Source organism: Psychrobacter alimentarius (genome assembly GCF_001606025.1).
Lineage (GTDB): Bacteria > Pseudomonadota > Gammaproteobacteria > Pseudomonadales > Moraxellaceae > Psychrobacter > Psychrobacter alimentarius.
In genome coordinates, this window is sequence record NZ_CP014945.1 from 1,424,208 (window position 1) to 1,446,747 (window position 22,540).

General features: G+C 43.1%; 16 protein-coding genes. 6 read left to right on the top strand and 10 right to left on the bottom strand.

Annotated features, from left to right (window positions below; translation table 11 throughout):
* Window positions 1-51: 51 nt before the first annotated feature.
* From rarD to A3K91_RS05940, 3 genes are all read left to right on the top strand, one after another.
* Complete coding sequence (rarD, locus tag A3K91_RS05930; protein ID WP_062844433.1) at window positions 52-1,002, top strand: EamA family transporter RarD; 951 nt, start codon at window positions 52-54, stop codon at window positions 1,000-1,002.
* Window positions 1,003-1,080: 78 nt separating this feature from the next.
* Window positions 1,081-1,467 carry a dihydroneopterin aldolase gene (gene folB / locus A3K91_RS05935; RefSeq protein ID WP_062844434.1) on the top strand — a complete coding sequence of 129 codons (387 nt, stop codon included), beginning with the start codon at window positions 1,081-1,083 and terminating at the stop codon, window positions 1,465-1,467.
* Window positions 1,439-1,993: a 2-amino-4-hydroxy-6-hydroxymethyldihydropteridine diphosphokinase gene (locus A3K91_RS05940; RefSeq protein ID WP_228139923.1), complete on the top strand. Its 555-nt coding sequence runs from the start codon at window positions 1,439-1,441 to the stop codon at window positions 1,991-1,993. Before folB ends, A3K91_RS05940 begins: the two co-directional genes overlap by 29 nt.
* Window positions 1,994-2,151: 158 nt before the next feature.
* On the opposite strand, the gene cysE is transcribed toward A3K91_RS05940, so the two are convergent.
* From cysE to A3K91_RS05985, 9 genes are all read right to left on the bottom strand, one after another.
* Window positions 2,152-3,066 (bottom strand): serine O-acetyltransferase, encoded by a 915-nt coding sequence (gene cysE, locus A3K91_RS05945; RefSeq protein WP_062844436.1) that lies wholly within the window; start codon window positions 3,064-3,066, stop codon window positions 2,152-2,154.
* 246 nt (window positions 3,067-3,312) lie between these two features.
* Entirely contained in the window at window positions 3,313-4,215 is a 903-nt protein-coding gene (locus tag A3K91_RS05950) for an RNA methyltransferase (protein WP_062844437.1), read from the bottom strand.
* Window positions 4,215-4,595 (bottom strand): Hpt domain-containing protein, encoded by a 381-nt coding sequence (locus A3K91_RS05955; protein WP_062844438.1) that lies wholly within the window; start codon window positions 4,593-4,595, stop codon window positions 4,215-4,217. Before A3K91_RS05955 ends, A3K91_RS05950 begins: the two co-directional genes overlap by 1 nt.
* 73 nt (window positions 4,596-4,668) lie before the next feature.
* The gene (dnaE, locus tag A3K91_RS05960) at window positions 4,669-8,358 is read right to left on the bottom strand and encodes a DNA polymerase III subunit alpha (RefSeq protein WP_062844439.1); all 3,690 of its coding nucleotides are present in this window, start codon (window positions 8,356-8,358) and stop codon (window positions 4,669-4,671) included.
* Window positions 8,359-8,751: 393 nt separating this feature from the next.
* Window positions 8,752-10,200, bottom strand: coding sequence for an alanine/glycine:cation symporter family protein (locus tag A3K91_RS05965; RefSeq protein ID WP_062844440.1), 1,449 nt, complete (start codon window positions 10,198-10,200; stop codon window positions 8,752-8,754).
* A 129-nt stretch (window positions 10,201-10,329) separates the two neighbouring features.
* A complete protein-coding gene (locus A3K91_RS05970; RefSeq protein ID WP_062844441.1) occupies window positions 10,330-11,814 on the bottom strand; it encodes an aldehyde dehydrogenase in 1,485 nt (494 codons plus the stop codon).
* A gap of 100 nt (window positions 11,815-11,914) precedes the next feature.
* Window positions 11,915-12,781 carry a 4-hydroxy-tetrahydrodipicolinate synthase gene (dapA, locus tag A3K91_RS05975; protein WP_062844442.1) on the bottom strand — a complete coding sequence of 289 codons (867 nt, stop codon included), beginning with the start codon at window positions 12,779-12,781 and terminating at the stop codon, window positions 11,915-11,917.
* Window positions 12,782-12,887: 106 nt separating this feature from the next.
* Window positions 12,888-14,144 (bottom strand): NAD(P)/FAD-dependent oxidoreductase, encoded by a 1,257-nt coding sequence (locus tag A3K91_RS05980; RefSeq protein WP_062844443.1) that lies wholly within the window; start codon window positions 14,142-14,144, stop codon window positions 12,888-12,890.
* Between the two features lie 99 nt (window positions 14,145-14,243).
* A complete protein-coding gene (locus tag A3K91_RS05985) occupies window positions 14,244-15,239 on the bottom strand; it encodes a proline racemase family protein (RefSeq protein WP_062844444.1) in 996 nt (331 codons plus the stop codon).
* A gap of 288 nt (window positions 15,240-15,527) precedes the next feature.
* Here A3K91_RS05985 and A3K91_RS05990 point away from each other — a divergent pair, with 288 nt between their 5' ends.
* Window positions 15,528-16,337, top strand: a complete 810-nt coding sequence (locus A3K91_RS05990; RefSeq protein WP_228139924.1) for an AraC family transcriptional regulator — start codon at window positions 15,528-15,530, stop codon at window positions 16,335-16,337.
* A 79-nt stretch (window positions 16,338-16,416) separates the two neighbouring features.
* On the opposite strand, the gene ggt is transcribed toward A3K91_RS05990, so the two are convergent.
* Window positions 16,417-18,369, bottom strand: coding sequence for a gamma-glutamyltransferase (ggt, locus tag A3K91_RS05995; RefSeq protein WP_062844446.1), 1,953 nt, complete (start codon window positions 18,367-18,369; stop codon window positions 16,417-16,419).
* A gap of 330 nt (window positions 18,370-18,699) precedes the next feature.
* Here ggt and A3K91_RS06000 point away from each other — a divergent pair, with 330 nt between their 5' ends.
* On the top strand, window positions 18,700-20,733 hold the full coding sequence (locus A3K91_RS06000) for a hypothetical protein (protein ID WP_062844447.1): 2,034 nt from the start codon (window positions 18,700-18,702) through the stop codon (window positions 20,731-20,733).
* A gap of 44 nt (window positions 20,734-20,777) precedes the next feature.
* Window positions 20,778-22,379 carry a hypothetical protein gene (locus A3K91_RS06005; RefSeq protein WP_062844448.1) on the top strand — a complete coding sequence of 534 codons (1,602 nt, stop codon included), beginning with the start codon at window positions 20,778-20,780 and terminating at the stop codon, window positions 22,377-22,379.
* Window positions 22,380-22,540: the final 161 nt, after the last annotated feature.

Here is a 22,540-nt window from a genome sequence, read left to right on the forward strand (position 1 = left end):
AAATTATCATGAGGCGAGGGCGCACTTTGCTCTAAAACGTTGTACTGTACTATGGCTACCCAAGACGTTATCAAAAAACCCGTTACGCCCATCAAAACAACCAGAAGTGGCATTTTGACTGCCCTCAGTGCTTTTTTTATCTGGGGTATTTTTCCATTATATTTTAAGCAGTTGGCAGCCTATGATGCGACTGAGATTATCGGTCATCGTATCATTTGGACATTTGCATGCTTGCTTGTTGTATTGGTAGCGACCAAACGTTGGCAGTGGATCGATACGCTTAAGCAAAATCCTAGATGGATTGCGTTTTCTTTTATATCTGGCTTGATTATCGCCACCAATTGGCTCACGTATGTATGGGCGGTCAATCATGACCGTATACTTGAAGCCAGTTTGGGATATTTTATTGGCCCCTTGGTGGGTGTTGCGTTATCCATGGTCTTGTTCAAAGAACGGTTGCGACCTCTGCAATGGATTGCTATTGGCTTTGCACTCTTGTCCGTGGTGATTCAAGTGGTCATGCTTGGTAGCTTGCCTTGGATATCCCTGATACTGGCATTTAGTTTTAGTACTTATGGGACGATTCAGCGCCAAACGCCTCTAACTGCAGTCGATGCTATGTTTGTTGAGACAACTCTATTAGTACCGATTTGCTTGTGGTGGTTTTGGCAAGCAGACGTGGTCAGTAGTCAACTGAGCTTTTGGTTTAGTCCGAATATTTGGCTATTGATGCTGGCAGGTCCCATTACACTGATACCATTACTGCTGTTTAATAAATCGACTAAGATGGTCGCGTTTAGTATCTTAAGCTTTATGAATTATCTGACACCGACTTTCATTTTCTTCTTGGCAGTATTTTATTATAAAGAGCATTTTGACTTACATCGCTTAGCGGTATTTGGGTTAATTTGGTTAGGTCTGTTATTATTCAGCATCGATTTGTGGCGTCATCGTCCCAGCAAAGCGCTAAAAGCCAAGCGTTTACGTGAAGCTGCATTGTGAGTATTTAAGTAAAATTTATTATAAACAAAATTTTTGGTAAAAATCTGAGTTAAAAATTGAGCCAACAAGGATGCAAGCATGTTTCATACCCAGTCTGATGTCGTATTTGTAAAAGGCTTAAAAGTAGAGGCCGTTATTGGTGTCTATGAATGGGAGCGCGTGATTACGCAGCCGCTACTGATTGATATCGCACTTGAAACTGATATCAGCCGTGCGGCTGTGTCAGATGATGTCAGCGATGCGCTAAACTATAAAGCCGTGTGCGATGATGTGAGCGCATGGTGCCAAGCACTCAAAGCACAACTTCTTGAGCATCTGGTAGGGCAGATTGCTGACAATTTACTCGCAAAATACGCCACTCACAAAGTCACACTCAGCATTGCCAAACCGACTGCCATCAAACCAGCAGATGCGGTTGGGGTGCAAATCACGCGTTATGCTAAAGCCTCATCCAATGATGCATAAAGCGCTGACAGGTTTGAAGAATTTTGCAAGTTTGGAGAGGCGTGAGCCTGAAGCATTGCAAGCGCAATCAGTGACGGCGGTACTGTTGGCATTGGGCAGTAATTATCAAGCAGAAACGTATTTGCCAATTGCTCGAGAGCAATTGGGAGCGTTAGGTCAGATACAGTTATCAACCGCCTTCCAAAATCCTGATTTTACCGCCACGGTTGAGCATCCAAAGCCTGATTACACCAATCAGTGTGTCTATCTGTCGCTAAAGACGCCCATGACAGTGCAGCAGCTCCAGCAAACCTACAAACAGTTTGAATGGGAGTGTCATCGACAACGATTGATAGAGCAGCAGATGTCTATCAAACAAGTCACAATGGATATCGATATATTACTTGTACGCTTGCTTATAGAAAAAAATAGCCTAAGCAGAGAAAATGAATCTGAATGGACAATCATGGCAGATCGTTATCCGTTTAAAGCACATGAAGTGGCAGGAATTAACGAACTGATAGCAAAAGATTCATTTGAAAAATGACAGAGCAATGAATGCCAAAAAAGTATTATCGAAATTTATATAAAAAAATAGCGATATAGAAAGCGTCATAATGGCCATCTATATCGCTATGATATCCCGCAGTTTAATCTTGATAAATCAATATAGTAGATTGTAACCTGTCTGAATCAAAGCAATCTTTACTTTGATTCAGCGTCAGTCTTATCTACATCGTCACTACCAATCACATCAAAATCTTCTAAACACAGTTTATCGTATTCTTTTTTACAAAAATCAGGATCGATTTGGCACATTGCGGCCTGTAATTGGTCCAGACGGTTTTCTGATTGCTGAATGTGTTCGAGCATTTTAGCAAACGCTTCTGTGACCGGATCTTGTGAAGAGGGGTCGACACCGTACGCTTGAAAGGTTGTGGTACGCTTGGTATTGGAGGCGGTTTGCTTACTATGGTGTTTTTCAGGACTGCCTGCCGCTTGCGCCACTTTTTCTTGCTGTTTGGCATCTTGGACTTTGGTCGTAATGGGATTACCTTTTTCATCATGATGATCTGAAATCATACGGGCCGCACTGCCAACCATCGTCGCGCCAGCTGGTACAGGCTTTACTACCACTGCATTTGAACCAATTTTGGCATTTTTACCCACTGTGAATGGCCCCAAAACTTTTGCCCCCGCACCAACGGTGACACCATCCTCTAATGTTGGATGACGCTTGCCGTTATTCCAAGACACGCCTCCAAGCGTTACACCGTGATAGAGGGTAACGTCGTTACCAATCTCCGCAGTTTCACCAATAACAACGCCGACCCCATGGTCGATAAAGAAACGCTTACCGATTTTGGCAGCAGGGTGAATTTCGATACCAGTAATAATTCGTGAGCCATAAGAAATTACACGTGCTGCCAGTTTCTGTTCTTTATTCCAAAGGCAATGCGCGCCGCGGTGTAAGATAAGTGCGTGAAAGCCAGGGTAAGTCAGTATGATTTCCAGACTATTACGTGCTGCAGGATCGCGGGTGAACACGGCATCGATATCTTCTTTTAAGTCTTTTTTGATGGTGGCAAGCGACTTGAACCATTTGGATGGGAATGACATAACGCGTCCTATCTATTTGTCGGTAAAATGTCTTTATTAAGAATACTATTATTAAAACAGTCATTTCCTAATTTGTAGTTATTATACTTTCATGAGCATTGAGATCTATCTGTACCCATTCTTTCAAGTTATATCAGCTTTGCATCATAAAATATAGTGATGAATATCATATAAACGCTTATCGATACATTGACACTGATGCACTGGCGTCAGATTCTATTCATTTATCGAAAATAAATCTACTATCTAAACCTTCGAGAGTTTGGCAATGAGCGCGCTTAGCAACTGGTATTCTTTTTGGTCAAGTTGCAGACGAGAACCAAGTCTCGATAGCCTCGATGGTAAGGACTTTAAATGTTCGCTATCTGCTAGGCCACGCTGAACCATCAAATCAGTCGTACGCTGGGTAAGCTGTTGTAGCTGCTGCTGAGTGATAGCTGGCTCATCCCATTGTTGACGAAGATGGACATCGACAGTTGGCTGAGCTGTCAAAATTTTATTATCGTCTAAGCTGATATCACCGGTCTTAGCATTGGCCTGAAAGTGGTTTTGTGTATAGGCAAAAATGAAGCTGGCGATGACTTGTACGGCTGACGCTACATTTAATACAGGGTAGTCAGGATTGGCGTCTATTTGGATGTGATAATCTGCATAGGCCAACTCTTCATTGGTCAGTCCTCGGTCTTCACGGCCAAACAAAATCGCAATGTTTGGTTTTTGTTTGCTCTCGATTGCCTGATTTACATCGGGATTCTCTTTAGTACTTAATGTAGATTGACTATCAATAAAGGCCAGCATGATCTGAGCTGCCTGTGTTGGCGTGACGACAGGCCGTGGCAAATGACGGCTACGACTACTGGCAGCAAACACGAGCTGACAGTTGGCGATCGCCGACTCCAGCGTTGGGGCAATAATGGCAGATGATAGCAAGTCACTACCACCAGCTGCATGGGATACACTAGACTCATCAATTGGAAGCTTAGGGTCGACGACAGTCAAGCGCGATAAACCCATCGTATGCATTGCTCGTGCCGCCGAACCAATATTGGCAGGCAAAGTTGTATTTACCATAACCACTTGCATGCAATCAAGATAATCACTCACGGTATGAACAGGTGCTGAGGTTGATGACAGAGAAGTATGGCTCATTATTGCCCCAGTCTTTGATTGATTTCTTGTTCAGCACGTTGTAGAGCTACAGCGATATTTTCAATGAGGTCAGCTTGCTCACTGATCAATTGCTCACGGCAGCGCTCTTGTAACTGGCTACTCAGAGTCATTACTTGCGTTGCACCCAAGTTAGCACTAGCACCTTTTAGAGCATGAGCAATCTCAAAGCCGTTAGTATTGTCTTGTTCTTGCTGTGCTACTCGAAGCGTTGATATACGCTGCCGACTATCAGCGAGATAGACTTGTATCAAATCGGCAAAATCCTCTTCCAATAAATCACGCATGTCTTCAAATTGCTCATGATTGATGATTTCTTCATCAGTCTGCACAGTCGTATTGCTATTGGGCATATTATTCATAGTTTGGTATCCAGTTTTTTTAAATTAATACAATAAAATTACTATAATGAATTTTTCGACCGTAAAGTACGTTTTAGCTGTAATGAAAGTGTAAGCTGTCTTCATTAACCATGGTTTTTAATTGCTGTAAATTGTCATCGTTAGGGTAGATACGCCAGTGCTCTGATAAACTGACATTGGCAATACCAAACTCTTCGTAAATGCTTAACCCAAGCGGCAGACAGTTATCATTAATAGAGGTGTCTGTATTGCTCAGTGCATTATTGCCATATTGACTCACCTCATTCTCTACAGCCAATAAGTCATTACCATCTTCATCGTATAAACTTCCCCCCATAGCAGGATCATAAGCGCTATCGCTGCCATAACTTTCAGATTCGTTCTGCTCGTCACTGTATCCTAAGCGCGGCGCAGGGATAATGTCTGCTTGTGCTGATTTAAGCAAAGGTTGCAGACGCATCAGCAGATTAATGTCACTAGCATGAACCTTGATACTGATTTTTTTAAGCCAACGCAAGCGAGCATCAACGATACTCATGGCATTATCAAGACGGGCAAATAAACGTCCATCACGCTCACGAATACTGCCTTTAATAATCACCACTTCATCAACTTTTAGTTGCTCTTTAACACGGTTGAAACGCTCTGCATAGCAGCTGACTTCAAGACGAGACGTACCGTCATCTAAAGTAATAACATTGCGATTACCAAAGTTAGCAATATCTATAATCAATCCTGAGAAGTAACAGCTGCCATTGTAGCCAGTGTCTGTCAGCTTGTTAAGACGAGCACCTGAGGTATAGCGTTTTAGCTCATCCAAGTATTCATTAATCGGATGACCTGTTAAGTACAGACCTAAGGTGTTTTTTTCAGCTTTAAGGCGATGTTTATCTCCCCAAATCAGCTCTGGCGTCATCACAAGTGGCGGTGCAGCAACCACGCCATCCATTTCACCAAACAGATCCATCATGCCAAGCTCATTGTTCTGACGATCTTGCTCAGCTGCTTGTACAGCATTTGGCAATTGACTCATCAATGCACCGCGGATCTCATAAGCGGTATCTGCTGGCAAATCAGGTCGTAAAGTGGCGGCAAAATCATCAAAACAGCCTGCGCTCACCAAAGCTTCAAGTGTGCGTTTATTGACTTTCTTGATGTCTACGCGGCGACAAAAATCGTATAAGTCTTTAAACGGCCCGTCCGTGCGGCGTGCTTCAACAATGGATTCAACCGCGCCCTCACCAACCCCTTTAATCGCACCCAGCCCATAAATGATATTGGTCGGTGTGTCAGCAACAAAATGCCATTCACTGCGGTTAACAGAAGGGTTGACGACGGTCAAACCGAAGTTTTCGCGGCAGTCATTGATAAAGAACACCACGTTGTCGGTGTTGTTCATATCAGAGGTCAATACCGCTGCCATAAATTCAGCAGGGTAGTACTGTTTCAAATACGCCGTTTGATATGCCAATACACCGTAAGCTGCGGAATGAGAGCGGTTAAAACCGTAACCTGCGAACTTTTCCATCAAGTCAAACACACCACCTGACGTGACTTCATCAATCCCTTGTGAGGTGGCACCTGTCACAAAAATATCGCGCTGTTTGGCCATTTCTTCCGGTTTTTTCTTACCCATGGCACGGCGCAGCATATCTGCGCCGCCCAAGCTATAGCCTGCCATGACCTGCGAGATTTGCATAACTTGTTCTTGATACACAATAACGCCGTTGGTGTTCTCTAATATGGGTTCAAGATTGGGATGATCGTAGATAACTTCTTCACGGCCGTGCTTACGGTCGATATACATCTCTACCATGCCAGCGTCAAGGGGACCTGGACGATACAACGCACACATGGCGATCACGTCTTCGATATTGGTCGGCTGTAATTTGGCCAGATATTTCTTCATGCCCATACTTTCAAGCTGAAAGACAGCCGTGGTCTTGGCATCTTGCAGTAGTTTATAAGCTTTGGCGTCATCTAAAGGCAAGTCTTCTAATACCAAAGCATCCACACCTTCTTTGGCACGGCGTAGATTGATATTTTCAACCGCGGCATTGATAACGGTTAAGTTACGCAAACCCAAAAAGTCAAATTTAACCAGTCCCACGGCTTCAACATCATCTTTATCGAATTGGCTGACACGGTGCCCCTCATCATCACAATAAATGGCACTAAAATCGGTAATTTTATGCGGAGCAATGAGAACGCCACCGGCATGTTTGCCCACGTTTCGGCACACACCTTCAAGCTTAATGGCCATCTCCCAAATCTCAATGGCATCTTCATAATCCATATTATCAGGATTGGAGATTAAGTCTTTGAGCTGCGGCTCTTGCTCTAGCGCTTGGCTAAGCGTGATGCCCGGTGTTTTAGGAATAAGTTTAGATATTTTGTTTGCCAAAAAGTATGATTTGCTTTGTACGCGCGCCACATCACGCACCACCGCTTTTGCCGCCATCGTACCAAAAGTGATAATCTGCGAGACTGCCTCGCGTCCATAAGTTTGCGCTACATAATCAATAACACGGTCGCGCCCTTCGATACAAAAGTCAATATCAAAATCGGGCATGGATACACGTTCAGGGTTTAAGAAGCGCTCAAACAATAGATCATAATGAATCGGATCAAGGTCTGTGATGTTAAGCGCATAGGCGACAAGCGATCCAGCACCAGAGCCACGACCTGGCCCCACAGGTACGCCATTGGCTTTTGCCCAGCGAATAAAGTCCATGACGATTAAGAAGTAACCGGGAAAACCCATAGATAAAATAACTTCTAACTCGTACTCTAGACGCTCATCGTATTTTTGACGAATGTCGCTCCAATTATCGCTGCGTGTCTCAACAGGAAACAGTTTGTCTAATCGATGATCAAGACCGCGCTGCGACTCTGAACGAAAAAACGTTTCAATCGTTTCGCCTTCAGGCACTGGAAAATCAGGTAGTACATTAATACCAAGGGTCAAAGACACATTACAGCGCGTTGCCAAACGCAAAGTATTATCAATCACCTGCGGAATGTCAGCAAACCGCTGCGCCATTTGCTCTTGTGTCTTTAGATATTGCTCATCGGAGTAGGTTTGTGGACGACTTGGATCAGCCAATACGTAGGAACCTGCAATACAAACACGCGCTTCGTGCGCATCAAAATCGTCTTGCTGTAAAAAACGCACATCATTGTGCGCAATAATAGGAATGTTATGCTTGGCGCCTGATTGTATAGCCGCCTTAATAAAAGCGTCTTCTCCCGCGCGATTGGTGCGCTTGATGGCAAAATACAAACGATCATGAAATTGAGCTTGCCATTCAGCAAGCAGCTCGTCGGCTTTTTCTGGCATAGAACCGACCAACGCCTGACCCACATCTGATTTTTCAGCGAGCAGTACAATTACGCCTGCTGCATGCTCTAAGATATGACGACGTTTAATTACAGGCGTACCATGATTGACAGGGTCAGCACGGCCTTCAGTAAAGCCAAGCGATACAATACGAGTGATGTTTTGATAACCTTCGTTGTTCATTGCCAGCAATGTCAGGCGCGTGTCTTCATTATCCATAATGACTTCGCTGCCAATAATCGGCTTGATACCAGCGCCCAAACAAGCACGGTAGAACTTCACTGTCGCATATAGGTTTGATAAGTCTGTCAGTGCAAGTGCGCGTTGATTGTCCGCTGCCGCAGCTTTGACAAGCGGCTTGATACGCACGATAGAATCAGTGATGGAATATTCGCTGTGAATGCCAAGGTGTACAAATGCCATAGAGGACTCTTACGGATACGATTAAAAACGTTGATAACAAAATAAATTTAATATTATCAATGCTTTAATCTGGTATATGAGACAAAAAATACAGAGGGAATTGTATTTATTCGTTTTAAATCAGGTCGTTAATAATATCATTATTTGCCGTAGACAGCCACCGATTGCATTTACTAATGACAGCCAGATCAGTTGTTTGCTCTCATTAATAAAGTAAGTACTGACGTTTTATCATAAATAGTTGGTAGCACAAGCATTTATCTTCAAGTTATTAAAGAGTAATTAATTTCCATACTTTATTAAATGAAATATGTTTTTGAATAATAAAAAACCTTCTATATCAGTTTGATACAGAAGGCTTGGATAAGCAAAGTATTTATGAAGGGTTAGGCATCAACGTTTACCATATTTATCACTATATTCTATCCAAAAGTCTGCGTTTTCCACCCCAGCTTTTCTAGGGTCAAAGATAGGGTTAAGTCCTTGTTTCATTTGTTTGTCGTAGTCTTTTAGTACCTTTATAGCGGGCTTGCTCAAAAGTACAATGGCAATAAAATTAAGATAACACATACTACCAAAGCCGATATCACCTAATGCCCACATGACACCTACAGACTGCATACTACCTGTCAAACATACGACAAGGAATATAATTTTGAGCAAAGGCTTTAGTATAGGATAACGCAGCTTTTGATCAAGATAGACCAGTGTGGTCTCAGCAATATAGTAATAGGCAATCAAACAAGTAAACGCAAATAGGAAAATAGCAATAGCCACAAAACCGCTGCCGTACTGGCTAAATACGGTTGAAACTGCCGCTTGGGTAAATGCTGTGCCAGCTTCGACACCAGGCATATTTTCTACCAGTACCATGCCTTCTGCAGGAATTACGTTATACATACCAGTCGATAAAATCATTAAAGCCGTGGCAGTACAAACAAGCACAGTATCGATGTAGATAGAAAAGCTTTGTACCAAGCCTTGTTTGGCAGGGTGGGAGACCTCAGCGGCAGCTGAACTGAAAGTAGCTTCACCGGCACCTGCCACATTTGAAAAAACGGCACGTCGGACACCCCAAGAAATTGCTAAACCAACGATACCGCCAAAAACGGCGTCCATACCAAAGGCACTTTTAAAAATAAGTGCAAACATCGTTGGCAAGTTCGATGCATTAAATACTAAGACGATGACCATCATCATAACGTAACCGACAGCCATAATGGGTACAATCTTCCCTGCAAAACCAGCAATACGCTTGATACCACCAAAGATAATAAATGCTAGTAGGGCAACAATAATCACGCCAGTCATGACAGGAGGCACGTTGAAAGCGGTGTTAAATGAATCTGCAATGGTGTTTGCTTGTACACCTGGTACTAAAACGCCATAAGATAAACAGGTCACTGTAGCAACCAGAATAGCAAAGGGTTTCATTTTAAGCCCGCGCTCGATATAAAATGGAGAACCACCGCGGTATTGATCATCCACCGTGTGTTTATAGACTTGGGCAAGGGTCGACTCAATAAAGGCGCTGGCACCGCCGAGTAAACCCATGACAATCATCCAAAATACTGCTCCAGGCCCACCTGCTGCAATCGCAGTTGCAACGCCTGCGATATTACCGACACCGATTCTACCAGATAACGCCATACTGAAAGCTTGAAAGGAGCTGATACCTTGGTTTGACGTTTGTTTATCAAACAGAAGCTTGACCATTTCTTTAAGGTAGCGAAATTGGACACCACGAGTAATGACAGTAAAATAAGTACCGACTCCAAGTGCTAGATAAACCAGCGCATCGCTCCATATATAACCAACGAGGGCATTAATAATCGCTTCCATGGGCTTACTTCCTTGTAAGTATGTGATGAGTAACTAAAACCTTTAATATAATGTTGAAGCAGAAAAAGTAGATAAACATCGCCATATACTTACTTTTTTTGACATGACGGTATTTGCTAAATTGGTTTGTTAATTCACGACCCAAATGGTCTTGGTCTGTGTGTATTGTGCTAAAGCCTCAAGACCGTTGTCACGACCGCCAAACCCTGACTGTTTATAGCCACCAAATGGCGTTGTAATATCGCCTTCTGAAAAGCCATTGATAGAAACAGTGCCTGCTTTAATAGATGAAGCGACTCGATAAGCGCGTTTGATATTTTGTGTATAAAAGGAAGCCGCTAGACCATAATTGGTCTCATTTGCTAGTTTGATAGCTTCGTCTTCAGTCTCAAAGCTGGTAATTGCTAGTAAGGGGCCGAAAACCTCTTCTTTAAATAGTGTCATATCGGCGCTCACGTTATCAAAAATCGTCGGCTCGATATACCAACCGCTACCCAAATCTTCACGAATAGAACCACCAACAATAAGCGTCGCTCCTTCGTCTTTAGCTGTTTTTAAATAATGGCAAACTTTTTCAAAATGGGTTTTTTCAATCATAGGTCCAATGGCGGTATCGGACTCATAAGGAGAACCAACTTTCCACGCTTTGAGACCTTTTTTTAGCTGGCTAAGTAAACTTTCTTTTTGGCTGCTATGGACAATCAGACGTGAGCCACAGCTACAGTTTTCACTCATGTTCCAAAAAGCGGCTGTCAGTATGTTATTGATTGCAGCCTCATCAAGTATGGCGTCATCGAAAACGACTTGTGGACTTTTGCCGCCGCACTCTAAAACGATCTCTTTTAAGTTGCTCTCTGACGCATACTGTAAGAACAAGCGTCCGACTTCCGTTGAACCTGTGAATGACACCATATCAACATCCATATGCCGACCAAGGGCAGCACCAACATTTTCGCCAAGACCGCATACCATCTGTAAGGCCTCTTTTGGCACGCCAGCTTCATAGGCAAGCTCTGTTAAACGATAAGCAGATAATGATGTCAGCTCAGCTGGCTTGACTATGACAGAGTTGCCCATGATGAGAGCAGGGGCGACTTTCCATGCATACATTTGGGCAGGGAAGTTCCATGGTAGTACGGCACCGACAACACCAATAGGTTCTTGAACGATTAGACCTAACGCTGCGCTACCAGTTGGCGCCACTTTACCAAAAACTTTATCCGCAGTTTCGGCATACCATTCAAACGTCTCAATCGTCGCTGGAATATCAGTGTTTAGGCATTCAGTAATAGGCTTGCCAGCATCGATACAATCCAATGCCGCAAGCTCCTCACTATGTTCAAGCATAAGTACGCACCAGCGCTGCATAATGGCTTTGCGCTCAGCGGGTGCTAGATGACGCCATTCACCATTCTCAAAACTGTCGCGTGCCACTCGTACAGCGATATCGACGTCCTCGCTAGTACCAGAAGCAATCTGACCGATTAAAGTGTTATTAATTGGTGTGTAATTGTCTATTGTGGCAGTTGATAGATTGTCAGCGGCTATCAGGTGACCTGCCCACAGTGTTTGTTGTTTGCCTTGCTCAAATACCTGCTCTTTGGTTATGCTCATCTTGTAATCCTTATATGCTAAACATGCGATGCTGAAGTATTTGCGAGAATCACGATATTTAGTACTGTTTATCCTTAACAGTGTTTGATAAAACCGATGGTTATTTAGATAGAAGTAATAAGAATGCTGATTTTTCATCGGTTGGCATGTCTGTCAGCGGTACACGTACAGAGCCCACATCCACGCTACCTTTTAAGCAGCCTGCTTTGGCTTTTTGATTATAATTGCCAGATTCCATAGAATGAATGGCAGGATAAATCTCACTCATGATTTGCTTAGCTTCGTCCCAATCACCTTGCTGAGTGGCGTTAAATAAGGCGACTTGCTCTTCAGGAAAAACGTTTGCAGCACCTGCAATCCAACTATTGGCTCCCCAAAAGAAGAAATCTACGGGCTGATCATCACAGCCACAAATCACTTCAAAATTATCAAAATTGGCTTGTAGCATACGTAGTGCATGGCTAAAGTCGCCGCTGCTCTCTTTTATACCAATGATATTGGGGTGCTTGGCTAAGTGAGACACGGTGTCAAACTCAATACTGACGCCGACACGTGCTGGGAAGTTATACATAATAATTGGCAGCTCACTGGCATTCGCGACTTTCTCGAAGTGAGCAATAATACCGTCTTGTTCAGGTAAGCTATAAGGAGTAGCAGATAACATCAGTCCGTCGTAACCTAAGGTTTTGGCCTGTACCGCAAGCTCAATAGAGTGGTCAGTCGATAGACTATTAATGCCAGCGATAAGGGTCACTTTATCTTTTGCTGCATTGGCAATGGTGATTAAGACCAGCTCGCGCTCTGCAGCTGAAAACGTATAGTATTCACCCGTGGTGCCGCATGCGACGATGCCAGTAACTCCTTTCTCAATGAAGGTTTCAACCAGTTTAGTAAGTGTTGTTGTATCTACGTTGCCACTGCTATCAAATGGGGTGACGATTGGGACCAAAATGCCATTTATGTTCATGAGACTATCCTTATTGCAGTTTATTGAATGATGATTTAATAATGAATCGATTAATTTTCTGGGCGCTGCCATGAGTCTGGCTATGACTGTTTTTTTAAATAACTTCTTAAAATAATTTCCTAAAACGGTTCAGTTGATACGGCTTTGGGTCGATAGAATGAGTTTCATTAAAATAGTAACTGGCAATCATTCGCGCGCTGACGACTGCTTGCGTTAGACCTAGATGCTGATGACCAAAGTTTAAAAATACCTGATCAACCTTATCAATGATTGGTAAAGAGTCAGCCGTTGAAGGACGAAAACCCATCCATGACATACTATCGCTGGCATCTAACGTCTTTTTGAGCATGGGCTGCGCTTGTTGTAGCAGCATTTGCGCCCGCTTCATATTGGCAGGCGTCTCTAACCCTGCGTACTCTACCGTACCTGCCAAACGCAGGCCTGCTTGCATCGGCGTCATGATAAAACGTCTATCCATACTCGATACGGGAATCAGTAAGCGTTTATTTTCGTGCGGTAGCATGAGGTGATAACCGCGTTCGGTATCTAATGGTACGTTGACGCCTGTTAGTTGTTTGGCAAGAGACTTTGAGTGAGCCCCTGCTGCTAATAGGATTTTTTTGGCAATCATATCGCCTTGACTGGTGGTTAAGTGGATACCGATGTCACTGACAGAGGCATCAAGCACGCAGCAGTGTTCAAGAACTTCACCACCCAGCTGTCTAAAGGTATAAGTCAGTTGCTTAATAACGGCGGTCAAATCGGTAATATGACCTGTATCAGGAAAAAACAATGCAGCCAATTGATTGTCTTGCAAGGCAGGCTCACGCTCTTGCAATGCGTTTTTAGTCAATAACTCATTAACTACGCCAATATCGTTTAGGCGCTGACTGTGTTTGGTTAACATCTCTATGCTGTTCGGATTTTCTACAGTCAATAATGAGCCATTGGCCTGTACCCATTCATGAAGTTGCCACTGCGTTGCAAAGTCCTGCCACGCTTGTAGACTATTTTTATTTAAGCTTAATAAGGCTTGATGAATACACTCAAAGGGCTCAGGACGCATATTCAGTAGGAGTTTTATGGCCCAAGGCATCAGCCGTGGTAGATAACGCCAATCTAAGCGAAGCGGTCCTGTCGGATTCAATAACATGGCTGGAATATGACGAAGCATACTGGCATCAGCAATAGGGAAGACTTGCTCAGTGGCAATGTGTCCAGCGTTACCGATAGATGCGCCTTGACCAATCTCGTTGGCTTCAAGCAGCGCCACTTTTACCCCTCGGGCTTGCAGCGTTACTGCTGTGGTAAGTCCGATGATTCCGCCACCAATAATATGCAAGTCGAACTGTGAGGTAGTCATAAATTTCTCTATGTTGCTTAAATCAACATGTCTTAGATAGTTATTTACTTACTTAGATACTATTTGCTTAGATGCTGTACTTAGATTTTGATATGCCTGTTAAGAGGGAATGCCCCATTTAAAAGGATCGTCTGCTTGAACAATTAAAGTGGTTTCAGCACAGACATACGCATGACCGCAGATGGTCGGGAGAACAGTGTTTGTAGGATAAACATTGTTGTTAGCGTCTGAGCCGTTAATCTGCTCAGAGGCGTAACGATAACTGCCTGTAAATATACTGCCAACCACACCTTGCTGTTGCCACAATTGTTCAGGTGCTAAATGGTTATCAGCGGCAAGGCAAGCAAGTTTGGCACTAGTGCCAGTACCGCAAGGTGAGCGGTCATAAGCTGCGCCAGGACACAATACAAAGTTTTTGCTGTTGATGTCGGCATCCGTGCTGTCTGCAAACAATTCTATATGGTCGATTTCGCTGCCATTTTTGCCTGTGATGTTAGCGGCAGTTAAGGCACGCTTTATTTGGATACAGATATCAGTCAGTTTTTTGACATTGTCTGCTTGAATGTCTTGCCCATGATCACTCACTAAAAAGAACCAATTGCCGCCCCACGCAATGTCACCATGAATAGTACCTAGATCAGGGACTTTTAGAGCAATGTGCTTTTTATAGCGATAAGAAGGCACGTTTTGAATACTACAACTGCCATCATTATGTAAGGTTGCTTGTATCAAGCCGACTGAAGTTTCAAGCCAATGTGTGCCTGTCGATATCTTTTTTTGAAATGCAAGCGATGCGATTACACCAATGGTGCCATGTCCACACATCCCCAAATAACCTGTATTATTAAAAAAAATCACACCCGCTATGGCTTTAGGGTCAGTGGCAGGTAATAGGAGGGCACCAACCAGAACGTCATTCCCACGCGGTTCTAAAATGATGCTTTGGCGCAAATGATCAAAGTTTTGTTTGAAGTAGTGAAGCTTGTCTTGAACAGTATCGCCGAGGAGCGTAGGGAATCCAGCATAGACCATCCGAGTAGGTTCACCGCCCGTATGCGAGTCAATAATTTTGAAATTAAATAGAGAAGAGTTCATAACTGACATCCTCAATCATCCTTGAAAGTCGATATTCTACTGTTATATAACGTATTGTGCCCTGTGATGTACTTAACCTTATCGCTCATACACTATCAGCGAGGTCTTTTTATAGATTGAACTTTTTTGATGAGTGCGTCTTGCTGTTTTTCGATGAAAAAATGCGCATTACTGCATAGTAGGTCGGTGTACACTAGAAGATATGTAATAAAACAATGAAGAGAAAAAGGCAGCGTTTAGTTGGGTAGGGTCAATGTAAAGGCGATGCGATAAGGAGGACATAAAGTGATGGATATATTAGAACAGACAGCGATAACTACGTTGACAATATCGTTGCGTCAACGCATGACCTCCTATCATCCAGAGAGTCGAGAGGCATTTGTTGGCAATGTCTCACTATTAATACCCTTGATTGATACGCTAAAGAACGTGGTTTTTTTTGTGAAGGATGAGCAGGCACGGTATCAGCTGGCAAATAAAACCCTACTAAAACGTTGTAAGTTGAATCAGCATAAAGACATAGTGGGATTTACTACTGAGCAAGTTTTTTCACATCCACAAAGTAAAGATTATATTTTACAAGACATGAAAGTCTTGAGAGAAGGGCGATCAATTATTGATAATTTGGAACTGCATAGTTATGCTTCAGGTCAATTAGGATGGTGTATTACCAACAAACTTCCAATCTATGATAGTAAGCAACAGATTGTAGCCATGGTCGGTATTTCTGTAGATATTGATGAAGATAACGAACGCATTTTGCGTAAACATGCACGCTTGGCTGAAGTAGCGCATTTTGTACGCCATAACCTTGACCAGAAAATTAATATAATAGAATTGGCAGAGCTGGCACATTTGAGCCTATCGCAGTTAGAGCGTACTTTCAAAGCAGTATTAAATATGTCGCCTTTACAGTTTGTTCAAAAGCTACGATTGGAGTATGCCGTAAAACTGCTGGCTCAGCCTGAGATGTCAGTCACACAAATCTCATTAAATTGCGGCTATAGCGATCATAGTGCCTTTAGTCGTCAGTTTAAACAATTTACAGGATTGTCACCCAGTCAGTTCCGCCAAATACATTTATCGATAAAGAAATAGAGCATGTCCTCAGTCAAAACAATAGCCATTTAAATGGACTAAAAATGAGGACATGATCTAGTATTATTAAAAACCCTAATCAATAACCAACCACGGCTGCATCAACAATACGCGGATCAGAAGATCCATATACGCCATCTGGCGTAATCATGATTGACTGTGTTGAACCCATGGTAGCCTGTGGACTAACGGTATGTCCCATAGATTCCAATTTGTTGATGGTGTCTACGTTTAGCGCTTTTTCGATACGAATTTCATCTGGTAACCATTGGTCATGAATACGCGGCGCGTGAGTGGCTTCAGCGATATTCATATCATGATCAAGTACATTCGAGATAACTTGAGTAACGGTTGTAATGATACGGCTACCACCTGGACTGCCTGTGACGATATAAGGCTTGCTGTCTTTGAATACTAGTGTCGGACTCATCGAGGATAGGGGGCGCTTATTGGCTTCAACGGCATTTGCTTCACCGCCCAATAATCCATAACCATTCGGCACACCTGGCTTAGCAGAAAAATCATCCATTTCATTGTTGAGTAAAATACCTGTACCCTCAGCGACCAGACCAGTGCCGTAAGAAAAGTTTAGTGTATAAGTATTGGCGATCGCATTACCGTCTTTATCCACGATAGAGAAATGCGTGGTTTGATCACTCTCGTATGGAAGTGGATTGTTGGCTTTGATCGTGGACGCTGGGGTGGCTTTGTTTGGATCAATCAAACCGCGTAACTTATCGGCATAAGCTTGTGAGGTCAAACCGCTGTCAGGCACATCAATAAAGTCAGAATCTCCTAAGTACTCAGCGCGGTCTGCATATGCTAACTGCATGGCCTCAGCCATTAAGTGAATAGTTTGGGCACTGTTTTGTCCGTAGTCTTTTAGTGGATAGCCTTCTAAGATGTTTAAGATTTGAATGATATGAATACCGCCTGAAGAGGGCGGCGGCATAGAAACAATCTCATAGCCACGGTAGTCGCCTTTGACGGGCACGCGAGCGATGGCTTCATAGTTGGCCAAATCCTGTAAGCTCATCCGACCACCTGCATCAGTGACAGCTTTGACCAATTTACTAGCGGTTTCGCCTTTATAAAACCCATCTGCCCCTTGAGCCGCGATCAGTTTTAGTGAGCGGGCAAGCTCGGGTTGTTTTAAGCGCTCACCAGGTTGATAAGCGCTGCCGTCAGGTTTAAAAAATATTTTTTTGGTACTCGGCCATTTTTGTAAGCGATCGCTTAAGGCTTCTAGTGATTCGGACAGTCCAGCTGTGACTTCGATACCATTCTCTGCCAGTGCAATGGCAGGAGCCATGACCTGTTCACGGCTCATTGTGCCATGATCTTCTAATGCTTTGAGCAATCCTGCGACTGTACCTGGTACACCAACGGCTAGACCATGATAACGTGATAAATCGCTAACGGCGTTGCCAGCGCTATCAAGATACATATCACGTGTGGCACTGCTTGGTGCTTTTTCACGATAATCGAGCGCCACGGTTTTGCCTTGCTTTGCGTCATAAATCATCATAAAACCGCCACCGCCAATGTTGCCTGCGCGCGGTAAAGTAACGGCAAGGGCGAAACCAACTGCGACCCCAGCATCAACGGCATTGCCGCCATCCTTTAGAATTTGAAGACCGATATCAGAAGCAAGCGCTTCTTGAGTAGCAACCATGCCGTTTTTGGCCCAAACTGGATGATGAATGGCATCGGCAGAGTAAATGGCTTGATCGGTTTTGGCAGTTTTAGTCGTCGGTTTAAGGCTATTGGTTTTTGCGCGGGTGATTCGCTGGTTTTCAGTTAAGACAGTTGGTGCGTTGGTCATGATCGGTAGATTGATCGCACTGGTATTGAGTGAAGAATCACTCATCGCGTTATTATTTACTGAGTTGGTGGTCTCTAGTGCATGAGCAGAGACAGACAGTAATAAAGCACTACTGATAAGTAAGGCAGATTTTTTTAATGAGGGTTTATGATGAGTCTTATTTTGTTTATTCGTATGCTGAGTAGGACCAGATGATAGCAGCGCCATTGCAAATTCCTTTTTACGTGATTAAAAATTGGGGTTGTAAGTTTTATGAAACAATTGGGACACATGAATAGTAACGAAAATATTGAGTAGTAGAAAGTTGTTTATTAGGTTTTACTTTTAGCCATGACTGTTCATAGTCATAACATGCCTGATGTTTACATAATTACTATCATCGTTAGCTCGATGTTTTTATTAAGGATAATTCAAAAAAATATAAAAATTTCCTTAAAGGTTAAATACTAATATTACTTAAGTGTAACTTTTTGTGCTATAAATATGCACAATAGTAGGCATTTATTATTGGCTGTTTATCTGACTAAAGGGGCGTCTATGTCATCCACTTACCAAAAAAATCCCAATCGGCAGCATTGCTCTAAAATAGCATTGCATCATTCTTCTACCCATAATGAAAGCAGCCATAGCCATAAACCTTATAAACTGGTCTCTATTGCGCGCTGTGCACTACTGCTCGGTAGTACGTCGCTGATACTGGCAGGTTGTCAATCCAATTTGAGCGACTTATCGTCTACTGCTGTATCAAATAAAATGATAGATTTTAATATCGCTGATACCGCACAAAACCAAGCGCAGGGTCGCGCACTCAATGCCAGTTTGAACGCTGACTCTGAGCACTATGAACAGTTATTCAATCAAGACAAATACCCCAATACCGAAAATCAAGCCAAAGCGCACTTATTGACGGCTATTCGTCAGCATTTAACCTCAGAACATGTCGCTGTTGCGCAGGCCAATTATCAAGCCGTACCCTTTATCCATCCAGACAGCATTGATGCAGGCTCTAGCAGTTTATTGAAGACGATCATAGAGACGTACGTGTATCAATCTGGTGTAGAAAGTGATTATAGTGAGAATAGCTATGATGAAAATGATTACGATGAAGGCAGCTATGACTACACTGATGCCGACACTGCTGACGAAGTCGTTATCGATGAAGAAAATGTATCGAATGCGATGCCTGAGGATAGTTCTGAAGAATATGAAGCAGCAGAAAGCGCCGCAATAGCTAGGGTATTAGAAGAGGCGGGCGAAAATGATGAGTCAACGTACAGCGGTGATGACGACAGCTACAATGACAACTATGATAATGAAGAAGACAGTGGTACTGATTATGAGCGAGGTGGTAGGTTTTCAGGCTTAAAGGCAAAGAACCTTCTACAAAACTATGAAGCCATGCAAATGGCAAAGCAACAGCCGAAGACAATGAGTGAAGAGCCCGCATCATCCACAGGGCTGATTGGTAATATCTTTACTATGTTCCATCGTACACCAGAGCAGATAGCGGCCTCCAATGCCTATCAATATAAACATTTAACATTCAATAGTGTCAGTCATTATCAACCTCAAAAAAGACAACTACAGAGTGTCTATAGTTATGATTATTTGACACCAACTATTGGCTCATCAATACAAATACCGCTGGCGTTTGATTTTAATAACAGCAAGATAAAGATTGATCCATCGGCCATTATGCCTATTGTGGCGATTGTCAATCCTGAAAACACCCCATTACCCAATCAGATGGTTTCACATACGGTGAGCTTTGGTTTGCCTGAAAGTATCACATCACAATTACCACCAGCGGTACTCTATGATGCGGCAATTTCTGCCATACAAAACAGTATGGCGGAGCTTGCGCCCGAGCACTTTAGTGCGGTAGACATTGGTCAAGATCGGTTTGCTAAAGAAGTCGGCGCCAGCCGTGCGGTAAAAGTCTATTTTGGCAGCCAGCAAAGCGGTGAGATGATTGGTAAAGTACTCAAATACATGACCCAGTCACTTCAGCAGTATGTCGATACTCATCCAGAAAAATACCCTGACGGTGCGCCGCTAAAAGCTGCGCTTGATAAAGCGGCATTGTATAACAAAGGCTATCAGAGTGCCGATGTGGGAGCGCTACTACAGCTTATTGAAGCCATTGGCCCTATTACATTTAACCAGATAAATTATTATTATTTGGACAGCTCAGATCGTCTGCTTGCCAAACAACAGCGTATGAACATTGGTGGCGATTTATTAGGTTCGACGACCACTGTATTAAACCAAGTACGCTACGATAAAGCCAGTTTTGATAAGCATGCACTAACGCCTTTGTTGGCTGAGTCTTTTGGGGCCAATGCAAAACCTGCCATTGATGGTAACGCATGGATGACCGCCCAACGTCAACAAGAAGATAGGCTACAAGCGGCACGTTACGCTCGCTATGATTATAGTGATAACCGTGCAGATGATGAATATCCGCGTGACTACGAGAATAGTGAAGACAGCTATAACGACGATAGTAATGAGGATTACAGCATTACTCAGACTGACGATGAGACTGACAACAACATAAAGGCTTGGTAGCACTGTCTTGTCACGTTTAAGCGAATATTTATTAAGGATAAAATATGAAAACAAATCATCAAGCTATTAAACATTGTCTGTCGTCACCTATCAAAAATAAGACCTTATTTGCCAGTGCATTTTTGGCGGGTACACTGTTATTGACGGGCTGCCAATCTACCAGTCTGTCTAATAACTCAAATCCATCGAACGCTATGGCCAAAAAACAAACGTCAGCGGTCGCTAAAACCGTCTTAGCAACTGCATTGCAAAAACAGCGCCGTCAATCCTTTAGCTATCATAGTAATATTGAAATTAATAATGAGCAGCAATTTGCCAATGTAGCCGCAAAAGATCAGGTCGCATCAGATTCTCCAAGCGAATACTGCGAAGACACTCACGACCAATCCTATGTGGCTTTACTTGAGCAAGCCGAGGAGCAAAATAAAGATGTCTTGGATACTGAGTATGATACTCAGCGTACGGCGCTAAAAAACAGTTATCTTGAATGCAATGCTGCGTATGAAGCGTGGGTAGACCATCAATACGATAGTGACATCGCTGTGCCGCCCTCTTACCAGCAGTTATTTGACAATTATGACAGCAAGATAAAACCGCTAGAAATTAAAAAATCAAAACTGTTAGACGCTTATTGGTTCAAGCCACTCTCTCTCAATGCCCAAGGTGTTTATCAGCCGATGGCTGGCAGAGCAACCATGCTTGCCAGCGCCCAGTATCAAACACGCAATAATCACAGCAGCATCAATCAGCCTATCTATATCGATCTTAAGAATGGCGATATTTATCTATGGGCAGACAATGTTGCGATGTTTAACTCCTCGATGCTAGACGACTCACTTGGTACGAAATGGCAAAATAAATGGTTAAAAATAGCCATGGATGATGGCACCTTGCCGAAAGGCTTTGGTCGTGAAGTGATAAAAAGTCACTTTGCGGCAATGGATGAGACATTTGAAGCGGCACCTGTGAGTCAGTTCGATTACGTGGCGCCCAATACGCTAGCGTCGCTTTCTCCTAAATTACCAGCGCATCAGCTAACCCCAATACTAGCGACTGATACCATCATTAGGCGTGTACAAAGTGCTGAAAGCTATGAGCTATTTTATCAAGACTATATGCGCATTTTTTATGACCGCATCAGCAAACAATATCCTGAATTGATTGAGGCAAATGTATCCGATGAATCAGAAAACACAACGTCTGATAAGTTCACCAGTAAAGCCTTGGTGCAGCAAATTTTGACCATGGTAAAAAGTCAGATAGAAGGTGGGGATGAAACAGAAGAGGTAACACTGCCAGAGAATACAGAGGTGCAAGAGCTTTACGGATTTGATAAACAGGGTCAACTTAAATGGCAGCATTTGCGCAATGAGTTACTGAGTAAAACCAAAGCCGCTTCTGGTACGTCAAGCAAGGGTGTGACTGTAGATATGTTACAACAATATTCTGCCATAAGTCATCAAGACATGGCGTTTCCTAACTTGCCAAGTGATGTGCAAGTGCCAAATGCCAGTAATAGTATTGATGCAAGAAAATATGGCAAAGAGCTGATGCAGTACTACCGCGATGGTAATGGTACTTTTATGGGTAAAATGATATTTAGTAGATTTCCCATGTCTATAGAAGCGAGTGGGGCGGTTGATTAAAGAAAGTGGTTAAGAGGGCTATAAATCTTTAAACATGCTAATCGTTTATAAAAAAAGTGCACCGTTGATACGATGCACTTTTTTATATTCTCATATTGCAGACTTAGTACGATTGTAGACTTAATATGATAAGCAACAGTGCTTTAATGCACGCTGCCTAT

Excerpts from the sequence above, each read along its gene's own strand:
- rarD (WP_062844433.1), top strand. The coding sequence starts at position 52 with ATGGCTACCCAAGACGTTATCAAAAAACCCGTTACGCCCATCAAAACA.
- folB (WP_062844434.1), top strand. The coding sequence starts at position 1,081 with ATGTTTCATACCCAGTCTGATGTCGTATTTGTAAAAGGCTTAAAAGTA.
- A3K91_RS05940 (WP_228139923.1), top strand. The coding sequence starts at position 1,439 with ATGCTAAAGCCTCATCCAATGATGCATAAAGCGCTGACAGGTTTGAAG.
- cysE (WP_062844436.1), bottom strand. The coding sequence starts at position 3,066 with ATGTCATTCCCATCCAAATGGTTCAAGTCGCTTGCCACCATCAAAAAA.
- A3K91_RS05950 (WP_062844437.1), bottom strand. The coding sequence starts at position 4,215 with ATGAGCCATACTTCTCTGTCATCAACCTCAGCACCTGTTCATACCGTG.
- A3K91_RS05955 (WP_062844438.1), bottom strand. The coding sequence starts at position 4,595 with ATGAATAATATGCCCAATAGCAATACGACTGTGCAGACTGATGAAGAA.
- dnaE (WP_062844439.1), bottom strand. The coding sequence starts at position 8,358 with ATGGCATTTGTACACCTTGGCATTCACAGCGAATATTCCATCACTGAT.
- A3K91_RS05965 (WP_062844440.1), bottom strand. The coding sequence starts at position 10,200 with ATGGAAGCGATTATTAATGCCCTCGTTGGTTATATATGGAGCGATGCG.
- A3K91_RS05970 (WP_062844441.1), bottom strand. The coding sequence starts at position 11,814 with ATGAGCATAACCAAAGAGCAGGTATTTGAGCAAGGCAAACAACAAACA.
- dapA (WP_062844442.1), bottom strand. The coding sequence starts at position 12,781 with ATGAACATAAATGGCATTTTGGTCCCAATCGTCACCCCATTTGATAGC.
- A3K91_RS05980 (WP_062844443.1), bottom strand. The coding sequence starts at position 14,144 with ATGACTACCTCACAGTTCGACTTGCATATTATTGGTGGCGGAATCATC.
- A3K91_RS05985 (WP_062844444.1), bottom strand. The coding sequence starts at position 15,239 with ATGAACTCTTCTCTATTTAATTTCAAAATTATTGACTCGCATACGGGC.
- A3K91_RS05990 (WP_228139924.1), top strand. The coding sequence starts at position 15,528 with ATGGATATATTAGAACAGACAGCGATAACTACGTTGACAATATCGTTG.
- ggt (WP_062844446.1), bottom strand. The coding sequence starts at position 18,369 with ATGGCGCTGCTATCATCTGGTCCTACTCAGCATACGAATAAACAAAAT.
- A3K91_RS06000 (WP_062844447.1), top strand. The coding sequence starts at position 18,700 with ATGTCATCCACTTACCAAAAAAATCCCAATCGGCAGCATTGCTCTAAA.
- A3K91_RS06005 (WP_062844448.1), top strand. The coding sequence starts at position 20,778 with ATGAAAACAAATCATCAAGCTATTAAACATTGTCTGTCGTCACCTATC.